The sequence below is a fragment of the Pseudomonas sp. SC11 genome (assembly GCF_047039205.1).
GTDB classification, from domain to species: domain Bacteria; phylum Pseudomonadota; class Gammaproteobacteria; order Pseudomonadales; family Pseudomonadaceae; genus Aquipseudomonas; species Aquipseudomonas boreofloridensis.
This window is the reverse complement of the sequence record NZ_CP178183.1, coordinates 4,108,811-4,125,943: the sequence shown is the minus strand read 5'-3', so window position 1 is coordinate 4,125,943 and position 17,133 is coordinate 4,108,811. Positions and strand designations below refer to the sequence as shown.

At 65.1% G+C, this 17,133-nt stretch carries 18 protein-coding genes; 7 read left to right on the top strand and 11 right to left on the bottom strand.

The annotated features are described in order from the left end of the window. Nucleotides 1–10: 10 nt before the first annotated feature. The 3 genes from ACK2SD_RS18405 to arsC are packed head-to-tail and all read right to left on the bottom strand — an operon-like array spanning nucleotide 11 to nucleotide 1,372. Nucleotides 11–424, bottom strand: a complete 414-nt coding sequence (locus ACK2SD_RS18405; protein ID WP_412460528.1) for a DUF2069 domain-containing protein — start codon at nucleotides 422–424, stop codon at nucleotides 11–13. After that, nucleotides 417–1,022, bottom strand: a complete 606-nt coding sequence (gene wrbA, locus ACK2SD_RS18400; protein WP_412460527.1) for an NAD(P)H:quinone oxidoreductase — start codon at nucleotides 1,020–1,022, stop codon at nucleotides 417–419. The genes ACK2SD_RS18405 and wrbA overlap by 8 nt, the downstream gene beginning before the upstream one ends. Beyond that, complete coding sequence (arsC, locus tag ACK2SD_RS18395; RefSeq protein WP_412460526.1) at nucleotides 1,019–1,372, bottom strand: arsenate reductase (glutaredoxin); 354 nt, start codon at nucleotides 1,370–1,372, stop codon at nucleotides 1,019–1,021. Before arsC ends, wrbA begins: the two co-directional genes overlap by 4 nt. 87 nt (nucleotides 1,373–1,459) lie before the next feature. On the opposite strand from arsC, the gene ACK2SD_RS18390 reads away from it, so the two are divergent. Continuing rightward, a complete protein-coding gene (locus ACK2SD_RS18390; RefSeq protein WP_412460525.1) occupies nucleotides 1,460–1,924 on the top strand; it encodes a TlpA disulfide reductase family protein in 465 nt (154 codons plus the stop codon). 72 nt (nucleotides 1,925–1,996) lie between these two features. Here the strand turns inward: ACK2SD_RS18390 and ACK2SD_RS18385 are convergent, their stop codons facing one another. Genes ACK2SD_RS18385 through ACK2SD_RS18370 form a run of 4 tightly spaced genes read right to left on the bottom strand, consistent with a single transcriptional unit; the run spans nucleotide 1,997 to nucleotide 6,634 of the window. After that, the gene (locus tag ACK2SD_RS18385) at nucleotides 1,997–2,401 is read right to left on the bottom strand and encodes an META domain-containing protein (protein WP_116887732.1); all 405 of its coding nucleotides are present in this window, start codon (nucleotides 2,399–2,401) and stop codon (nucleotides 1,997–1,999) included. After that, nucleotides 2,398–2,835, bottom strand: a complete 438-nt coding sequence (locus tag ACK2SD_RS18380; protein ID WP_039576049.1) for a hypothetical protein — start codon at nucleotides 2,833–2,835, stop codon at nucleotides 2,398–2,400. Before ACK2SD_RS18380 ends, ACK2SD_RS18385 begins: the two co-directional genes overlap by 4 nt. A 25-nt stretch (nucleotides 2,836–2,860) precedes the next feature. Beyond that, nucleotides 2,861–3,850 carry a 2-hydroxyacid dehydrogenase gene (locus ACK2SD_RS18375; protein ID WP_412460524.1) on the bottom strand — a complete coding sequence of 330 codons (990 nt, stop codon included), beginning with the start codon at nucleotides 3,848–3,850 and terminating at the stop codon, nucleotides 2,861–2,863. 27 nt (nucleotides 3,851–3,877) lie between these two features. Beyond that, entirely contained in the window at nucleotides 3,878–6,634 is a 2,757-nt protein-coding gene (locus ACK2SD_RS18370) for a response regulator (RefSeq protein WP_039576052.1), read from the bottom strand. 239 nt (nucleotides 6,635–6,873) lie between these two features. Between ACK2SD_RS18370 and cysM the strand changes: the two genes are divergently transcribed. From cysM to ACK2SD_RS18345, 5 genes are all read left to right on the top strand, one after another. Then, entirely contained in the window at nucleotides 6,874–7,773 is a 900-nt protein-coding gene (gene cysM / locus ACK2SD_RS18365) for a cysteine synthase CysM (protein WP_295484978.1), read from the top strand. Further along, nucleotides 7,773–9,137 (top strand): 23S rRNA (uracil(1939)-C(5))-methyltransferase RlmD, encoded by a 1,365-nt coding sequence (rlmD, locus tag ACK2SD_RS18360; protein ID WP_412460523.1) that lies wholly within the window; start codon nucleotides 7,773–7,775, stop codon nucleotides 9,135–9,137. Before cysM ends, rlmD begins: the two co-directional genes overlap by 1 nt. Nucleotides 9,138–9,233: 96 nt before the next feature. Beyond that, the gene (gene relA / locus ACK2SD_RS18355; protein WP_029612913.1) at nucleotides 9,234–11,474 is read left to right on the top strand and encodes a GTP diphosphokinase; all 2,241 of its coding nucleotides are present in this window, start codon (nucleotides 9,234–9,236) and stop codon (nucleotides 11,472–11,474) included. An 84-nt stretch (nucleotides 11,475–11,558) separates the two neighbouring features. After that, nucleotides 11,559–12,392, top strand: a complete 834-nt coding sequence (gene mazG / locus ACK2SD_RS18350; protein ID WP_116887735.1) for a nucleoside triphosphate pyrophosphohydrolase — start codon at nucleotides 11,559–11,561, stop codon at nucleotides 12,390–12,392. Nucleotides 12,393–12,418: 26 nt separating this feature from the next. Beyond that, a complete protein-coding gene (locus ACK2SD_RS18345) occupies nucleotides 12,419–12,958 on the top strand; it encodes a DUF2058 domain-containing protein (RefSeq protein WP_029612912.1) in 540 nt (179 codons plus the stop codon). A 44-nt stretch (nucleotides 12,959–13,002) separates the two neighbouring features. Here ACK2SD_RS18345 and ACK2SD_RS18340 read toward each other — a convergent pair whose 3' ends face one another. From ACK2SD_RS18340 to purM, 4 genes are all read right to left on the bottom strand, one after another. Further along, nucleotides 13,003–13,185: a hypothetical protein gene (locus tag ACK2SD_RS18340; protein ID WP_029614650.1), complete on the bottom strand. Its 183-nt coding sequence runs from the start codon at nucleotides 13,183–13,185 to the stop codon at nucleotides 13,003–13,005. 168 nt (nucleotides 13,186–13,353) lie between these two features. Then, on the bottom strand, nucleotides 13,354–14,064 hold the full coding sequence (locus ACK2SD_RS18335; RefSeq protein WP_412460522.1) for a DUF3108 domain-containing protein: 711 nt from the start codon (nucleotides 14,062–14,064) through the stop codon (nucleotides 13,354–13,356). A gap of 8 nt (nucleotides 14,065–14,072) precedes the next feature. Continuing rightward, on the bottom strand, nucleotides 14,073–14,726 hold the full coding sequence (gene purN, locus ACK2SD_RS18330; protein WP_029614648.1) for a phosphoribosylglycinamide formyltransferase: 654 nt from the start codon (nucleotides 14,724–14,726) through the stop codon (nucleotides 14,073–14,075). Further along, a complete protein-coding gene (purM, locus tag ACK2SD_RS18325; RefSeq protein WP_295484968.1) occupies nucleotides 14,726–15,784 on the bottom strand; it encodes a phosphoribosylformylglycinamidine cyclo-ligase in 1,059 nt (352 codons plus the stop codon). Before purM ends, purN begins: the two co-directional genes overlap by 1 nt. Before the next feature lie 277 nt (nucleotides 15,785–16,061). On the opposite strand from purM, the gene ACK2SD_RS18320 reads away from it, so the two are divergent. Beyond that, nucleotides 16,062–17,126 (top strand): DUF2066 domain-containing protein, encoded by a 1,065-nt coding sequence (locus tag ACK2SD_RS18320; RefSeq protein ID WP_412460521.1) that lies wholly within the window; start codon nucleotides 16,062–16,064, stop codon nucleotides 17,124–17,126. The last annotated feature ends 7 nt before the right edge of the window (nucleotides 17,127–17,133 follow it).

Genomic DNA, 17,133 nt, shown 5'->3' with positions numbered 1-17,133 from the left:
AGGCGGGCGCCTACTGACCTTCGCCCGCTATACGCCGTTCGAACTGGAACTTCCAGCGCACGAACAGCAAGGCGCTGACGAACAGCGCCAGGCTCACCAGCACTTCGATCCAGCCGAACAGCGCCCTGGCCGGGTCGAAGGCCGCCAGCACGCCCTTGATGAAATAGAGGTTCACCACGAAGCAGGTCCAGGCATGTGCCCGGGCGCTGCCGATCAGCATGCCGGGCAGCAACAGCAGCAGCGGTACCAGCTCGATGACCAGGATCACCGCGACGCGGGCGCCGTGCAGGTCGGCGAACCAGACATCGTTCACTACCAGCAGGGCGATCAGCCCACAGAAGCAGGCCAGTGCCAGTGCGCGGGTCAGGCGCAGGCGGGGAGCCAGCCAGTCGAGTGTCGGCAGTATCTTGGGTTTTTTAGCCACGTGCGTGACTCAGCGCCTTGGCCGTGCTCGCCAAGCGTTGGCCCAGGGCGCGGCACAGGGCGATTTCGTGCTCGTCCAGCTCGCGCTTGCCATCGGCGCCGGCATGGTGACTGGCGCCATAGGGCGTGCCGCCGCCACGGGTTTCCAGCAAGGCGGACTCGCTGTAGGGCAGGCCGGTGACCAGCATGCCATGGTGCATCAGCGGCAGCAGCATCGACAGCAGGGTGGTCTCCTGGCCGCCGTGCAGGCTGGCGGTGGAGGTGAACACGGCCGCAGGCTTGCCCACCAGTTCGCCGCCCAGCCACAGGCTGCTGGTGCCGTCGAGGAAGTACTTCAGCGGCGCTGCCATGTTGCCGAAGCGGGTCGGGCTGCCCAAGGCCAGGCCCGCGCACTGGCGCAGGTCGTCCAGGTTGGCGTAGAGCGCGCCGCTGGCGGGAATGTCCGGCGCCACGGCTTCGCAGTCTGTGGAAATGGCCGGTACGGTGCGCAGCCGCGCTTCCAGCCCAGCCATTTCGACGCCGCGGGCGATATGCCGGGCCATCTCGCTGGTGGAGCCGTGACGGCTGTAGTACAGCACCAGGATGTAGGGTTCGCTCATGGCAAGAGCTCCAGGACGTTTTCCGGGGGACGGCCGATCACGGCCTTGTCGTCGACGACGAGGATCGGGCGTTCGATCAGTTTCGGATGCTGGACCATGGCCTCGATCAGTTGCGCCTCGCTGAGGGCGGGGTTGGCCAGGTCCAGGGTCTTGAATTCGTCTTCGCCGCTGCGCAGCAACTGGCGCGCGCCGATGCCGAGCTTGCCGAGCAGCGCGTGCAGGGTGGCCGCATCGGGCGGGGTTTCCAGGTAGCGCACGATGGTCGGTGCCAGGCCGCGGGCTTCCAGCAGTTCCAGGGCGCCACGGGATTTCGAGCAGCGTGGGTTATGGTAGAGGGTCAGTTCGGGCATGACGGGTCGCATCCAGCTGGGTGTGGCGGCTATTCTACCCGCTGCGTCCGACATTTCATGCTTTAAAACTTCGAGAAGGATTGACCCATGGCAAGGCGTTTGGCGGCTGCACTGGCGATCACCGCGAGCCTGTTGCTCGGCGGCTGCGGTGCGGACTACGGCGTGGACCAACACGGCAACACGGTAAAGGCCGAGCAGCTCGACGGGCACTGGCTGGTGCTCAACTACTGGGCCGAGTGGTGCGGTCCGTGCCGCACGGAAATCCCGGAACTGAACAGCGCGGCCCAGCAGTGGCAGGCGCAGGGCATCAAGGTGGTGGGGGTGAACTTCGATGGCCTGCAGGGCGAGGATCTCAAGCAGGCGGCCCAGGCGCTTGGCATCGAATTCACCGTGCTGGCGCAGGATCCTGCCGAGCACTACGAGTTGCCGCGCAGCGAGGCGTTGCCAGTGACCTACATCATCGATGACAAGGGCAAGGTGCGCGAGCAGTTGCTCGGCGAGCAGACGCTCGAAGGGCTCCAGGCCAAGATCAAGGCATTGAAGGGAGCCTGACGGTTTTCAGGGCTGCTGCGCAGTCCATCGCAGGTCGACCGGCGATGGCGTGCTTGGCAGCCCTGAATGACCTCAGTCTTCTTCAGCCCAGAAGCGCAGGGGCTTGCCTTCGGCAGGCCACAGGCGGATCTGCTCGATGCTCGAGACATCCCAGCGCTGCACGCTCTGCAGCGCCTTCAGATAGCGTTCTTCCTGCTCCATCAGTGCCGGGGCGCACAGCTTGCGGGTCTTGCCGACCTGGCCGAAGCTGAGCCGCTCGCCGTTCTGCGTGTAGCTGGCGAACCAGTGGTTGCAGCCGGCGGTGCCATAGGCGCGACCATCGTCAGCCAGGGTCAGGGTCAGGTGACTGTTGTCGATCAGCGGGCGTTCGCCGATCCATTCCAGGACATAGCTGCGCTCGTGCTGCAGCTTCGAAGGCTCGGCGGCGCAGCCGAGCAGACCACCGAGCAGCGCCGCGCAGGTCAACAGATGCTTCATTGCGCGCCTGCCTGGCACTGACGGCACAGGTGACGCTCGCCTTCGCTGCGCCAGCCCAGTTCGGCGATACGGGCGCTGGCGGCCGGCTGGCGGGCCTTCTTGCCCAGTTTGGCGTCGACGGCGAACTCGAAGTCGAGCACGGCTTCGCACTGGTCGCACTTGACCTGCCAGGTGAGGATTTCCAGCTCGTTGAACACCGGGCCGCTGGCCACGGCAACCCACTGGCCGCGCGGGTTGATCAGGTGGCGCACGCTTTCGACGGTCAGGCGCATGGACAGGTCCTTGCTGCCCTTGAGGGTGACCAGCAGGGCGTCGCCCTTGTGCATCGAGCCGCCGTTGCCGGTCACCTGGTAGCGACCTGGCACCAGGGCGCGGCATTCGATCAGGGTGTGTTGCGGGTTGAAAAGGGTGTAGCGGAAATCGTGCTCGACCATGGGTCCTCCAGAAATGCCGCGTATCCTAACCCGTGACGGTGTTGCGCGCATCGCCTGCCGCCCAGTGGAGCACGTTGTCCAGCGTGGTGGCAGCGATCGCCGCCAAGGCTTCCTGGGTGAGGAAGGCCTGGTGGGCAGTGACGATGACGTTGGGGAAGGTCAGCAGGCGGGCCAGCACGTCGTCCTGCAGCGGCTGGTCGGAGCGGTCCTCGAAGAACAGCTGCGCTTCTTCCTCGTAGACATCCAGGCCCAGGTAGCCGAGTTGACCGTTCTTGAGCGCGTCGATCAGCGCCGGTGTGTCGACCAGCGCGCCGCGTCCGGTGTTGATCAGCATGGCGCCTGGCTGCAGGCTGGCCAGGCTGCGGGCGTTGATCAGGTGACGGGTGGCGTCGGTCAGCGGGCAGTGCAGGCTGATGATGCGCGACTCGCTGAGCAGCTCGGGCAGCTCCAGGTAGCGGGCCCCCAGTGCCAGCAACTCGGGATTGGGCTGCGGGTCGTAGGCCAGCAAGCGACAGCCGAAGCCGGCCATGATGCGGGCGAAGGTCGCGCCGATCTGTCCGGTGCCGACCACGCCCACGGTTTTGCCATGCAGGTCGAAGCCGGTCAGCCCGTGCAGGGTGAAGTCGCCGTCGCGGGTGCGGTTGTAGGCGCGGTGCAGGCGACGGTTGAGTGCCAGGACCAGCGCGACCGCGTGCTCGGCCACGGCGTGCGGCGAGTAGGCTGGTACCCGCACCACGGTCAGCCCCAGGCGCGCCGCTGCGGCCAGGTCCACATGGTTGTAGCCGGCCGAGCGCAGGGCGATCAGGCGGGTGCCGCCGCTGGCCAGGCATTCCAGTACCTCGGCATCCAGCTCGTCATTGATGAAGGCGCAGACCACGGCGAAACCCTGCGCCAGCGGTGCCGTGTCCAGGGTCAGGCGAGCGGGTTGAAAGTGCAGTTCCAGGCCGCTGTCGATGGCGGCCTGGCTGAAGCTTTCCTGGTCGTAGTGTTGGCTGCTGAACAACAGGATGCGCATGCGCGATACTCCTTCGGCAATCGGTTGTCAGGCGCTCAAGTGCGCCTGTTGCGCCAGACGCTCGATGGCCAGGTCCAACTCGTCGAGCGCCTGGGTGGTTTGCGGGCTGTCCTGCTTGAGCAAGGTCTCGGCGCGCTGGCAGGCCGCACGCAGTTGCGGTACCCCGCAATAGCGCGAAGCCCCGTTGAGGCGATGCACGCGCTCGATCATCGCCGCGCGGTCACCCAGCTCGCGCGCGCTGGCGATGGCCTGACGGTCGCCCTCCAGCGACGCCAGCAGCATGGCCAGCATGTCGGCGGCCAGGTCCGCTTTGCCGGCTGCCAGGCGCAGGCCTTCCTCGTGATCCAGCACCAGCAGTTCACTGCTGTCGGGCAGGCGTTCGCTGGCGCGCTCCGGCGGCGGCGTGCCGAGGTTCAGCCCGGTCCATTTCATCACCACCTGGGCCAGTTGGCGCTCGCTGATCGGCTTGGTCAGATAATCATCCATGCCGCTGTGCAACAAGGCGCGCTTTTCATTGGCCATGGCGTGCGCTGTGAGGGCGACGATGGGCAGCGGCGGATCGTTCTGGCGCGTTTCCCAGTCGCGGATCTGTTCGGTGCAGGCGCAGCCGTCCATGCCCGGCATCTGCACGTCCATCAGCACCAGGTCGAAGGGCGCAGCCTGGACTGCCTCCACCGCCGCGAAGCCGCTGTCCACCGCGACCACTTGGGCGCCCATGTCCTCGAGCAGGGTTTGCACCAGCAGCAGGTTGGCCGGGTTGTCGTCGACGCACAGGATGCGCGGCAGGCGCGTGCCGATGCCCTGGCGCACATCGACGTTGGGGCGGCTCGGTTGCATCAGCTCCAATAGCAGGCGCCGCAGTTTGCGGGTGCAGGTGGGCTTGGACAGCAGTTGGCCGTGGCCATTGGGCAGGAACGGGTGGTACTGCGCCTGCTCGGTGGTCGGGCACAGCACCACGCATTGGCAGCCCAGGCGCTCGAGCTGCTGGTGGTACTGGCCGAGGCGTTCCGGCGCGAGGATGCCGAGGTGGGCGCCAAGCACCGCCAGTTCGAACGGCTGCCCGGCCTGACTGGCCGCCTGCACCCCTTGCAGCAGTTGGTCGAACGAGCCGAACAGACTGACACTCAGGCCGCAATCCTCCAACTGATGCTGCAACGCCTGGCGCGCCAGTTCATGCCCATCGACGATCGCGGCGCGGCGACCGATCAGGGCCTGCAGCGGCAAGGCGTCGGTATCGTCATGGGCCTTGGGCAAGTTGAGGTTGATCCAGAACTGCGAGCCTTCGCCGGGCGTGCTGTCGACGCCGATTTCGCCGCCCATCTGCTCGATCAGGCGCTTGGAGATCACCAGTCCCAAGCCGGTGCCGCCGGGCTGGCGAGAGAGCGAGTTGTCGGCCTGGCTGAAGGCCTGGAACAGCGCGCGCACGTCCTGCGGTGACAGACCGATGCCGGTGTCCTGCACGCTGATGCGCAACTGTGCGGTGTCCTCGTGTTCGTCCTCGACCATGGCGCGCACGACGATGGTGCCTTCGCGGGTGAACTTGATGGCATTGCTCACCAGGTTGGTGAGGATCTGCTTGAGCCGCAATGGATCGCCGATCAGCGACAACGGCGTGTCGCGATAGACCAGGCTGACCAGTTCCAACTGCTTGGCGTGGGCGGCGGGCGCCAGGATGGTCAGGGTGTCCTGGATCAGGTCGCGCAGGTTGAACGGAATGCTGTCGAGCACCAGCTTGCCGGCTTCGATCTTGGAGAAGTCGAGAATCTCGTTGATGATGCCCAGCAGGTTGTCGGCCGATTTCTCGATGGTGCCCAGGTAGTCGAGCTGTCGTGGCGTGAGCTCGCTCTTTTGCAGCAGGTGGGTGAAGCCGAGGATACCGTTGAGCGGGGTGCGGATTTCGTGGCTCATGTTGGCGAGGAATTCGGACTTGATGCGGCTGGCCTCCAACGCTTCCTTGCGCGCCATGTCCAGCTCGATGTTCTGGATCTCGATGGTTTCCAGGTTCTGGCGCACGTCCTCGGTGGCCTGGTCGATGCTGTGCTGCAATTCCTCGTGGGCATTGTGCAGGGTCTCGGCCATGCGGTTGATGCCGGCAGCCAACTCGTCCAGCTCGACGCTGCCCATCGGTGGCAGGCGTTCTTCGAGGTGGCCTTCCTTGAGCTGGGTGACGGCATGCTTGATGCGCCCGATCGGGCCGTTGATCGCCCGGCTCATGCGCAGCGCCAGCAGGGCGTTGAGGCTCAGACAGGCAAGGATCAGCAGCAGGCTGGTGAACAGGTTGCGGTAGCCGCGCAGCAGGGTGCCATCGTGGGATAGTTCGATCTCGACCCAGCCCAGCAGGCGTTCGCGCTCGTCCGGCACCGCCGCGGTGGCCAGGTCGCGGTGATGGCCGAACACCGGCATCAGGTAGCGCGTGGCATCGTTGCCGCTGCGTTGCAGCAGTTGCGTGCCGGTGCCGCCGCTGGGCGGTGGGTTGAGCATGCTCGGGCCTGCGTGGGCCAGGCGCGAGCGGTTCGGGGCGAGGAACGCCACCGCGCGCACATCGGCCTGTTCCAGCGCCTCGGCGGCGATCCGCTCCAACTGCGCCGGCGTGTTCTGTGCCAGGGCTGGCGCGGCCAGCGGGGCCAGTTGCTCGGCGATCATCTTGCCGCGTTGCAGCAGTTGGCTGCGCAGTTCGTTCTGCTGCAGCCAGGTGAAATAACTGCCCAGCACCAGCGCCATCAGCCCGGCGGGCAGGAGGGCCAGCAGCAGGACGCGGCTTCTGATTCCCAAACGATCGAGCACACTGGTCTCCTGTCATGTGCGGGCGGGCCGTCCACGCAGGACGGCGAGCAGGCTGAACGTTACTCCGCGTTCGGCCCCAATGCACTGGGTTTGTGCACCTCGGTGTTGAGCGGGATCACGCAAGAACGCGCTGGAGCGATATAGCTGAATGCTATAGACCCCAACGATTGCGTGATATGGCCAAACCGGCTTTGCCGGTATGATAGTCGCCCCTGCCGTCCTGATTGCGAAACACGCCCATGACCCTGCAGTACCCAACCATCGCCGATTGCGTCGGCAACACCCCGCTGGTGCGCCTGCAGCGCATGGCCGGGCACACCAGCAACACCTTGCTGCTCAAGCTCGAAGGCAACAATCCTGCCGGTTCGGTCAAGGATCGCCCGGCGCTGTCGATGATCGCCCGAGCCGAACTGCGCAACCAGATCAAGCCCGGCGACACGCTGATCGAGGCCACCTCCGGCAATACCGGTATCGCCCTGGCCATGGCCGCAGCGATCAAGGGTTACAAGATGATCCTGATCATGCCGGACAACTCCACCGCCGAGCGCAAGGCCGCCATGACCGCCTACGGCGCCGAGCTGATCCTGGTGTCCAAGGAAGAGGGCATGGAAGGCGCGCGCGACCTGGCCGACAAACTGCAGGCCGAAGGCCGCGGCCTGGTGCTCGATCAGTTCGCCAATGGCGACAATCCCATCGCGCACTACACCAGCACCGGCCCGGAGATCTGGCAGCAGACCCAGGGCGGCGTAACCCATTTCATCAGTTCCATGGGCACCACCGGCACCATCATGGGCTGTTCGCAGTACCTCAAGGAGCAGAACCCGGCGGTGCAGATCGTCGGTCTGCAACCGATGGAAGGTTCGGCCATCCCCGGTATTCGCCGCTGGCCCGAGCAGTACCTGCCGAAGATCTTCGACGCCACGCGGGTGGATCGAGTGGTCGACATGTCCCAGGAAGAAGCCGAAGCGACCATGCGCCGGCTCGCCCGCGAAGAGGGCATTTTCTGTGGCGTGTCCTCTGGCGGTGCGGTGGCGGCGATGCTGCGTCTGTCCCGAGAAGTGGAAAATGCCGTGATGGTCGCGATCATCTGCGACCGCGGCGACCGCTACCTGTCCACCGGCCTGTTTGACGCGACCTGATGTCCAGAAAGAAAAGCAACAGCAGCAACCTGCGCTTCCAACCTGCCGGCGGCGATCGCCGCGCGCAGGTGCCCGTGGGCAAGAAACAGCGCCTGGACATCGAGCGCCTGGCCGGGGACGGTCGTGGCATCGCCTTCGTCGAGGGGCGCACCTGGTTCGTCAGCGGCGCCTTGGCGGGCGAGGCGGTCGAGGCGCGGGTGCTCAGTGCCCGCGGCAAGATCGTCGAAGCGCGCCTGGAGCGGGTGCTGCAAGGCAGCCCTGAACGTCGCGAAGCGCCGTGCCGACACTACGCCCGTTGCGGTGGCTGCACCGTGCAGCACCTGCCGCATGCCGCGCAGCTGGCGCTCAAGCAGCGTCAGTTGGCCGAGCAGTTGCAACGGCTGGCGGGTGTCCAGCCAGAGGCGTGGGCCGCGCCATTGGCCGGGCCGGAGTTCGGCTACCGCCGCCGCGCACGCCTTGCCGTGCGCTGGGACGCCAAGGCCCGCGAGCTGCGGGTCGGTTTTCGTGCCGAGGCCAGCCAGGACATCATCGCCATCGACGATTGCCCAGTGCTGGTACAGCCCTTGCAGGCGATCCTGCGCCATTTGCCGACCGTGCTGCGCAGCCTGAGCACGCCGCAGGCCCTGGGGCATGTCGAGCTGTTCAGCGGCAGCGCCGACTCGGTGCTGGTGCGTCATGTGTCCGCGTTGCCCGAGCAGGATGTGGCGCGGTTGCAGGCGTTCTGCCAGGAAGCCGGGGCGCAGCTCTGGCTGCAGGGCGAGGGCGAGCCTGCGCCCTGCGATCCCACCTCTAAGCTGGGTTTCAGCCTGGCACCCTGGGGGCTGGAACTGGCCTGGCGGCCGGGCGACTTCGTCCAGGTCAATGCGCAGGTCAACACGCAGATGATCGAGCAGGCGCTGGCCTGGTTGAACGTGCAGCAGCACGAGCGGGTGCTGGACCTGTTCTGCGGCCTGGGCAACTTTGCCCTGCCGCTGGCACGTCAGGCGCGCGAAGTGGTCGCGGTGGAGGGCGTGCAAACCATGGTTGACCGCGCCGCCGCCAACGCGCAGGCCAACGATGTGCATAACGTGCAGTTTTTTCAGGCCGATTTATCGCAGTCGCTGGCTGCTGCCGAGTGGGCCGCCGAGGGCTTTTCTGCGGTACTCTTGGACCCACCTCGCGACGGTGCCCACGAGGTGGTGCAAGGCATCGCCCGGCTCAAGGCCCGGCGATTGGTGTATGTATCGTGCAACCCCGCGACGCTGGCGCGAGATGCGCAGGTGCTGGTCGGCCAGGGGTACCGGTTAAAAAGGGCCGGGATTCTCGACATGTTTCCTCAGACGGCCCATGTCGAGGCCATGGCGTTATTCGAAGCGGGCCAGTAACGGCTGGCCCCTTGGTAGCGCTTCCACGGAATGGAAGCGGTACGGTTGATTGCCAGTGCGTCCATTGGGCGCGCTGTATGGAAAGGTAAACGAAAGATGGTACAGGTGAGAGTGCACCAGCCGGTCAACACCGACGGCAGTATCAACCTCGATGCATGGCTCGATCATGTGGTGAGCGTCGATTCGGCGCTGGATCGCACGGCCCTCAAAGAGGCCTGCGATTTCGCCCAGGACGTCGAGAAGAAGGGCAACCCTGCCAAGCACTCCTGGGCCGACGGCACCTCGAGTTTCCAGGCGGGCCTGGAAATCGCCGAGATCCTCGCCGACCTCAAGCTCGACCAGGATTCGCTGGTCGCCGCCGTGATCTATCGCTCGGTGCGCGAGGGCAAGGTGACCTTGGCCGAGGTCGGTCAACGTTTCGGGCCCGTGGTGTCCAAGCTGGTCGACGGGGTGCTGCGCATGGCCGCCATCAGTGCCAGCCTCAGTCCGCGCCAGTCGCTGGTGCTCGGCTCCCAGGCCCAGGTGGAAAACCTGCGCAAGATGCTGGTGGCGATGGTCGATGACGTGCGTGTGGCGCTGATCAAGCTGGCCGAGCGCACCTGCGCCATCCGTGCGGTGAAGTCTGCCGATGACGAAAAGCGTCTGCGCGTGGCCCGCGAGGTGTTCGACATCTATGCACCGCTGGCCCACCGCCTGGGTATCGGCCACATCAAGTGGGAACTCGAAGACCTTTCGTTCCGCTACCTGGAGCCCGACCAGTACAAGCAGATCGCCAAGCTGCTGCACGAGCGACGGCTGGACCGCGAGCGGTTCATCTCCGATGTGATGAACCAGTTGCAGAACGAACTGCTGGCCACCGGCGTCAAGGCCGACATCAGCGGCCGGGCCAAACATATCTATTCGATCTGGCGCAAAATGCAGCGCAAAGGCCTGGAATTCAGCCAGATCTACGACGTGCGTGCGGTGCGCGTGCTGGTCCCGGAAATCCGCGACTGCTACACCGCGCTGGGTATCGTCCACACCTTGTGGCGGCACATTCCCAAGGAATTCGACGACTACGTCGCCAACCCCAAGGAAAACGGCTACCGCTCGTTGCACACGGCGGTGATTGGCCCCGAGGGAAAGGTGCTCGAAGTGCAGATCCGCACCCACGGCATGCACGAAGAAGCCGAACTGGGCGTCTGTGCGCACTGGAAGTACAAGGGCACCGACGTCAAGTCCAGCTCCAACCATTACGAAGAGAAAATTTCCTGGTTGCGCCAGGTGCTGGAGTGGCACGAGGAACTCGGCGACATTGGCGGCCTGGCCGAGCAACTGCGGGTCGACATCGAGCCGGACCGGGTCTACGTGTTCACCCCCGATGGCCACGCCATCGACCTGCCCAAGGGCGCCACGCCGCTGGACTTCGCCTACCGCGTGCACACCGAGATCGGCCATAACTGCCGAGGCGCCAAGATCAACGGGCGCATCGTGCCGCTGAACTATAGCCTGCAGACCGGCGAGCAGGTGGAGATCATCACCAGCAAGCACGGCAGCCCGAGCCGTGACTGGCTGAACTCCAACCTGGGCTACGTCACCACCTCGCGGGCGCGGGCCAAGATCGTCCACTGGTTCAAGTTGCAGGCGCGCGACCAGAACGTCGCGGCCGGCAAGACCCTGCTCGAGCGCGAGCTCAGCCGCTTGGGGCTGCCGCAGGTCGACTTCGAACGCCTGGCGGAAAAGGCCAACGTCAAGACTGCCGAAGACCTGTTCGCGGCGCTCGGGGCTGGCGACTTGCGCCTGGCTCATCTGGTCAACGCCGCCCAGCAGTTGATCGAGCCGGAGCGCATCGAGCAGGTCGAGTTGATTCCGCGAGCGGCGCGCGGCACCCGTGCCGGCAAGCGCAGCGACATCCAGATCCAGGGGGTCGGCAACCTGCTCACGCAGATGGCGGGCTGCTGCCAGCCGCTGCCGGGCGATGCCATCGTCGGTTACATCACCCAAGGGCGCGGGGTGAGTATCCACCGCCAGGATTGCGCCTCGGTGCTGCAATTGGCCGGCAAGGAACCCGAGCGCATCATTCAGGTGAGCTGGGGGCCGATTCCGGTGCAGACCTATCCGGTCGACATCGTCATCCGCGCCTACGACCGGCCGGGGCTGCTGCGCGATGTGTCGCAGGTGCTGCTCAACGAGAAGATCAACGTGCTGGCGGTCAACACCCGGTCGAACAAGGAAGACAACACAGCGCTCATGTCGCTGACCATCGAGATTCCCGGCCTGGATGCATTGGGGCGCCTGCTCGGGCGCATCTCGCAACTGCCGAATATCATCGAGACGCGGCGTAACCGCACGCCCTGAGACCGTACCCCCTTGTCAGGCTGACCCCGCCCCTGTGGGCGCGGAGTCAGCCGCGATGAAACCGCCACCGAAGGACTTGCCCCCATGACTTACGCCCTGGACGACCTGCTGCACCTCATGGCCCGTCTGCGCGACCCGCAGTTCGGTTGCCCGTGGGATGTGGAGCAGGACTACGCCAGCATCGTCAAGCACACCCTCGAGGAAGCCTACGAGGTGGCCGATGCCATCGAGCAGGGCGATCTGGTCCAGTTGCAGGGCGAGCTCGGCGACCTGCTGTTCCAGGTGGTCTACTACAGCCAATTGGCGCGCGAGGACGGGCGGTTCGATTTTGCTGACGTGGTCGATTCGATCACCCGCAAGCTGATCCGTCGTCATCCCCACGTGTTCCCAACGGGCGACCTGTACGCACCCGTCGATGCCCCGCGCCTGAGCGAAGCGCAGGTCAAGGCGCGCTGGGAGCAGATCAAGGCCGAGGAGCGCGCCGAGAAGAGCACGCCTGAGCAGTTGTCGTTGCTCGACGATGTGCCGGCCGCCTTGCCGGCGCTATCGCGTGCGGCCAAACTGCAGAAGCGCGCCGCCACCGTCGGTTTCGACTGGCCCGAGGCGCTGCCGGTACTGGACAAGGTCCGTGAAGAGCTCGACGAGGTGCTGCAAGCGATGGCCGAGGGCGATGCCCTGGCGCTGGAAGATGAAGTCGGCGACCTGCTGTTCGCTGCCGTGAACCTGGCTCGCCACCTCAAGTTGGACCCGGAGAACGCCCTGCGTGGCGCCAACCGTAAATTCGAACGACGTTTTCGCTTCATCGAGCAGGCACTGCGCGACGCCAGCCGCCCGATCGAAGCCTGTAGCCTTGACGAGCTGGACGCCCTCTGGGGCGAAGCCAAGCGTCAGGAAAAGAACCTGCCCAGCTGCGGCTGAGCCGATGCATAAGTGAGTGAACACCCATGAGCCTTTCCCTTCGCGATCAATTGCTCAAGGCCGGTCTGGTCAACCAGAAGCAGGTCTCCCAGACCAACAAGGCCGAGAAGAAACAGAAACGCCTGCAGCACAAAGGCCAGTTGGAGGTCGATGACAGCCAGCAGCGCCAGGCCAAGGAAGCCATGGCCGAGAAGGCCAGGAAAGACCAGGAACTGAACCGTCAGTTGCAGGAGAAGGCCGAGCAGAAAGCGCGTGCCGCCCAGGTCAAGCAACTGATCGAGGCCACCCGGCTGCCCAAGCTCAATACCGAGGACTACTTCAACTTCGTCGACGACAAGAAGGTCAAGCGCATCGCCGTCAATGCCCTGATGCGCAGCAAGCTGAGCAATGGCTCGTTGGCGATCGTTGCCCATGGCGGCGGCTATGAAGTGATTCCTCGCGAAGCCGCGGTGAAGGTCCAGGAGCGTGCGCCACAGCGCATCCTGCTGCTCAACACCCATGTCGAGGAAGCTGACGAGGACGATCCGTACGCGGCCTACAAGATCCCTGACGATCTCATGTGGTAAATGACGAAAACCCCGCCTCGGCGGGGTTTTTCGTGAATGGGCACTTACTGCGTGCGGCGCTGGTTCTCGAGGGTCTCGAGCTCCTGGCGGTACTGATGGGCTTGGTGCTCGTCATGGAACATGCCGACCAGTTGGCCCTGCTGGTGCACATCCCAGATCCGCACGCCAGCGGCCAGGCCTTCGTGGGACATTTTCGATTCGTCGCGTTCGGTTACTTGGACAGTCATCGGTAAACTCCACTTTCGTTGGTCTGCGACACTGTGTCGCACACCTTCTTTATAGAGTTTGTTAGCAGGCTAAGTAAATAAAACGACGATGAAACAATGTTCATCAATGTGCGGGGAACAAAACAAAGCCCCGCACAGGGCGGGGCTTGGGAAACAGCACAGAGGCGATCAGCTGCCTTTTACCGATTTGCCGTCGACCGTGCCGTCCTGCAGCACGATCACGTATTCCTTGCCATCGGTCTCCACCTGGCGCAGTTGCACCAGCAGGTAGTCCCAATCCTTGGCGAACCACAGCTCGGTGATACGTTTGCTCTGGCTTGGATCGCGGACGCGCTCCACTTTCACGGCATCGACCTGACCCGTCTTGGTGGCGACCTTCTCGGTGCCCAGCACGCGGAAGTCGTAGGTGTCGATCTCGTCACCGTCGACCACTTGGTAGGTCATGCTCTTCTTGCCAGCGGCCACGTCATGTTGCAGCGCCAATTGGTAGGACGATTTGTCCAGCACGCCACGGTTGAGCGGCAGGCTGATGGCAACACCACGGTCGCTACCGGTGACTTTCTTGCTGCTCCAGTCGAAATCCAGGTCGACTTTCTTGGCCTTGCCCAGGCCGCCGCGCTCGAAGTGATACTTCTGCGGCAGCAGGGTGTCGTTTTCCATGCGCACCGTGCTCTGCTCGGTGAGGCTGGCGATCATCATGGACGCTTTGAAATTGAGGTCCCAGGTGCCGTTGGCATTCTTGACCAGGCTGCGCTCGGCGGTACCGCTCATGGGCAGTTGTTTCCAGTCGGCGGTGTAGCTGGCCGAGAAGGGCTTCAGGTCAGCTGCCTGGAGCGGCAGGGCAAGCACGGCGAGAGCCAAAAACAGGGCGCGACGCATACATTCTCCTAGGGTCGAATCAAGTGGCCGCTGGCCGCCAGCGGCTGGCCATCCAGTAATGCACCGTGATCGCCCAGGCGCAAGCGTCCTTCAGCGAACCAGCGCACTGCCAGCGGATAAATCTGATGTTCCTGTCGGTGGACCCGTTGTGCCAGGCTCTGCGCATCGTCGCCTGGCGCGACCGCTACCACAGCCTGTACGACCAAGGGCCCGCCGTCGAGTTCCTCGGTGACGAAATGAACACTGCAACCGTGTTCCGTGTCGCCGGCCTCCAGCGCCCGCTGATGGGTATGCAGCCCCTTGTACTTGGGCAGCAGCGAGGGGTGGATGTTGAGCAGGCGGCCGTGGTAGTGGCGCACGAAGCCGCCACTGAGGATGCGCATGAAACCGGCGAGTACCACAAGGTCGGGAGCATAGCTGTCGACCACGTGCATCAGCGCCGTATCGTACGCTTCACGCCCGGCGAAGCCGCCGTGCTCGAGCACGGCGGTGTCGATCCCGGCGGCGCGGGCACGTTCCAGCCCATAGGCGTCGGCGCGGTTGGCGATCACCGCGCCAATTCGCGCCGGGCTGCCCTCGGCGCGGTTGCTGTCGATCAGCGCTTGCAGATTGCTGCCGGACCCCGACAGCAGGACGACCACATTGCAGGACTTGCTCGGCATCAGTGTGCCTTGAGGTTGTGCAGCTCGACCTGCGCGGCGCCTTCGGCGGCCACGTCGATGCGACCGATCACCCAAGGCTGCTCGCCGGCCTGGCGCAGCACGGCCAGGGCGCCCTCGACCTGGTCCTGGGCCACGCAGATGACCATGCCTACGCCGCAGTTCAGCACGCGGTGCATTTCATGCTCGTCGACATTGCCTTTTTCCTGAAGGAAATCGAAGACTGCCGGACGCTGCCAGCTGGCCACATCGACCACGGCCTGGGCGCCTTTTGGCAGCACGCGCGGGATGTTGTCGAGCAGGCCACCGCCGGTGATGTGGGCCATGGCCTTGACCGCGCCGGTCTTCTTGATCAGTTCCAGCAGCGGCTTGACGTAGATGCGCGTCGGCGCCATCAGCAGGTCGGCCAGCGGCTTGCCGTCGAGCTGGGTGTTGTCGATGTCGGTGTTGGACACTTCGAGGATCTTGCGGATCAGCGAGTAGCCATTGGAGTGCGGGCCGGAGGAGGGCAGGGCGATCAGGGCGTCGCCGGTGACCACTTTCGAGCCGTCGATGATTTCCGATTTTTCCACCACGCCGACGCAGAAACCGGCCAGGTCGTAGTCTTCGCCTTCGTACATGCCGGGCATTTCGGCGGTCTCGCCACCGACCAGCGAGCAACCGGCCAGTTCGCAGCCGGCACCGATGCCGGTGACCACGGTGGCGGCGACGTCGACGTTGAGCTTGCCAGTGGCGTAGTAGTCGAGGAAGAACAGCGGCTCGGCGCCGCACACCACCAGGTCGTTGACGCACATGGCGACCAGGTCCTGACCGATGCTGTCGTGTTTGTTCAGGTTCAGCGCCAGGCGCAGCTTGGTGCCGACGCCGTCGGTGCCGGACACCAGCACGGGCTGCTTGTAGCCGGCCGGGATCTCGCAGAGGGCGCCGAAGCCGCCCAGGCCACCCATGACTTCAGGGCGTGCGGTGCGCTTGGCCACGCCCTTGATGCGTTCGACCAGTGCTTCGCCGGCGTCGATGTCTACACCGGCGTCCTTGTAGCTCAGGGAGGGTTGCTTGCTCATTGATCCAGGCCTTTAGAGGGAGGGATTCAGGAAAACGACCAGCGCGGCCAAGGCCGGCTTCGAGGGCGGCGGCTGCCTGTACGTGACTGGTCTGCGAAGGCGCGCGATTTTATCAGGGTTGCCCGGCAGCGGCCATCCTCCATTGAGCGGCCGGTGGCAACCGCCAGGCGGCGAGCTATAAGAAAAGACAGGCGGTATCGCCGTGCGCTTTTGCTTGCCGCTGACCGCTCGCAGCTTGTAGCTTCTGCGAGGAACGTCACCTGGACAGGAATTCTTCATGCGTTTTTTTCATTACCTGGCAGTGGCCTGTGCGGGCCTGATCGCCGCGACGGCGCAGGCCGAGACCGTTTCGGGCCTGTATCAGGTTCGTGAGCCTGTCGAGGGCCAGGGCAGCGAGGCCCGTACCCAGGCCACCAGCAAGGCACTGGATACCCTGGTACTGCGCCTGACCGGCGACCCGAAGGCGATTCAGAATCCAGCCGTGGCCGCACTGCGCAAAGATCCGCGGCAGATCATCAACCAGGTCGGCAACGAGGCCGGCCCGCCCGAGGCGGTGGTGGTCGAATTCGATCCCGGCAGCACCGAGCGCGCCTTGCGCCAGGGCGGTCTGGCACTGTGGGGCAGCAATCGGCCGTCGATCCTCGGGTGGTGGTTGAACGACACCGTCGAGGGCAGCAGTCTGGTGGGCGATGGCCAGACCAGTGCCGAACCGCTGCGCCAGGCCGCCCAGCATCGTGGCCTGCCGTTGCGCCTGCCGTTGGCCGACCTGCAGGAGCAACTGGTGGCCAATGCCAAGCAGCTCGAAGGCAAGGATCCGGCGCCGCTACGCGAGGTCTCCGAGCGCTACAACGCCGATGCCTTGCTGGCTGTGCACGCCCAGGAAACCGACGGCAAGTGGCAGGGCAAGTGGCAGTTGTGGTTGGGCGACCAGCGCGAGCAGGGCAGCGCCGAGGGCGCCGATCAGGCGGCGTTGGCCGACGCCGTGATGCTGGCGATCAGCACCCGCTTGGCGCCGCGCTATGTCGTGCGGCCCGGGACGAGTAGCGAACTGCAGGTGCAGGTACAGGGCATGAGCCTGCAGCGTTACGCCGAACTGGGACGGGTGCTCGAGCCTTACGGTCCGCGACTGCAGTCCGCCGAGGGCGACACACTCACCTACACCGTCAGCGGCAATCGCGAGCAGTTACGTGCCCAATTGGGTCTGGCGCACCTTCAAGAGGTGCCTGCCGAGCAGGTCGCGCCTGTCGCGCCGACGCCTGCGCCGCAAACCGCGTCCGGTCAGCCAGGCGCAGCGCAGCCGGTTGCGCCGGCTGCGTTCGATGGCCTACGTTTTCGCTGGTAAGGAGTGT

Bases quoted from the DNA above. Each gene is read 5' to 3' on its own strand.
- relA (WP_029612913.1), top strand. From the start codon at position 9,234: ATGGTACAGGTGAGAGTGCACCAGCCGGTCAACACCGACGGCAGTATC.
- ACK2SD_RS18375 (WP_412460524.1), bottom strand. From the start codon at position 3,850: ATGCGCATCCTGTTGTTCAGCAGCCAACACTACGACCAGGAAAGCTTC.
- wrbA (WP_412460527.1), bottom strand. From the start codon at position 1,022: ATGAGCGAACCCTACATCCTGGTGCTGTACTACAGCCGTCACGGCTCC.
- ACK2SD_RS18335 (WP_412460522.1), bottom strand. From the start codon at position 14,064: ATGCGTCGCGCCCTGTTTTTGGCTCTCGCCGTGCTTGCCCTGCCGCTC.
- ACK2SD_RS18320 (WP_412460521.1), top strand. From the start codon at position 16,062: ATGCGTTTTTTTCATTACCTGGCAGTGGCCTGTGCGGGCCTGATCGCC.
- purM (WP_295484968.1), bottom strand. From the start codon at position 15,784: ATGAGCAAGCAACCCTCCCTGAGCTACAAGGACGCCGGTGTAGACATC.
- rlmD (WP_412460523.1), top strand. From the start codon at position 7,773: ATGTCCAGAAAGAAAAGCAACAGCAGCAACCTGCGCTTCCAACCTGCC.
- ACK2SD_RS18345 (WP_029612912.1), top strand. From the start codon at position 12,419: ATGAGCCTTTCCCTTCGCGATCAATTGCTCAAGGCCGGTCTGGTCAAC.
- purN (WP_029614648.1), bottom strand. From the start codon at position 14,726: ATGCCGAGCAAGTCCTGCAATGTGGTCGTCCTGCTGTCGGGGTCCGGC.
- ACK2SD_RS18385 (WP_116887732.1), bottom strand. From the start codon at position 2,401: ATGAAGCATCTGTTGACCTGCGCGGCGCTGCTCGGTGGTCTGCTCGGC.
- ACK2SD_RS18380 (WP_039576049.1), bottom strand. From the start codon at position 2,835: ATGGTCGAGCACGATTTCCGCTACACCCTTTTCAACCCGCAACACACC.
- ACK2SD_RS18340 (WP_029614650.1), bottom strand. From the start codon at position 13,185: ATGACTGTCCAAGTAACCGAACGCGACGAATCGAAAATGTCCCACGAA.
- cysM (WP_295484978.1), top strand. From the start codon at position 6,874: ATGACCCTGCAGTACCCAACCATCGCCGATTGCGTCGGCAACACCCCG.
- ACK2SD_RS18390 (WP_412460525.1), top strand. From the start codon at position 1,460: ATGGCAAGGCGTTTGGCGGCTGCACTGGCGATCACCGCGAGCCTGTTG.
- arsC (WP_412460526.1), bottom strand. From the start codon at position 1,372: ATGCCCGAACTGACCCTCTACCATAACCCACGCTGCTCGAAATCCCGT.
- mazG (WP_116887735.1), top strand. From the start codon at position 11,559: ATGACTTACGCCCTGGACGACCTGCTGCACCTCATGGCCCGTCTGCGC.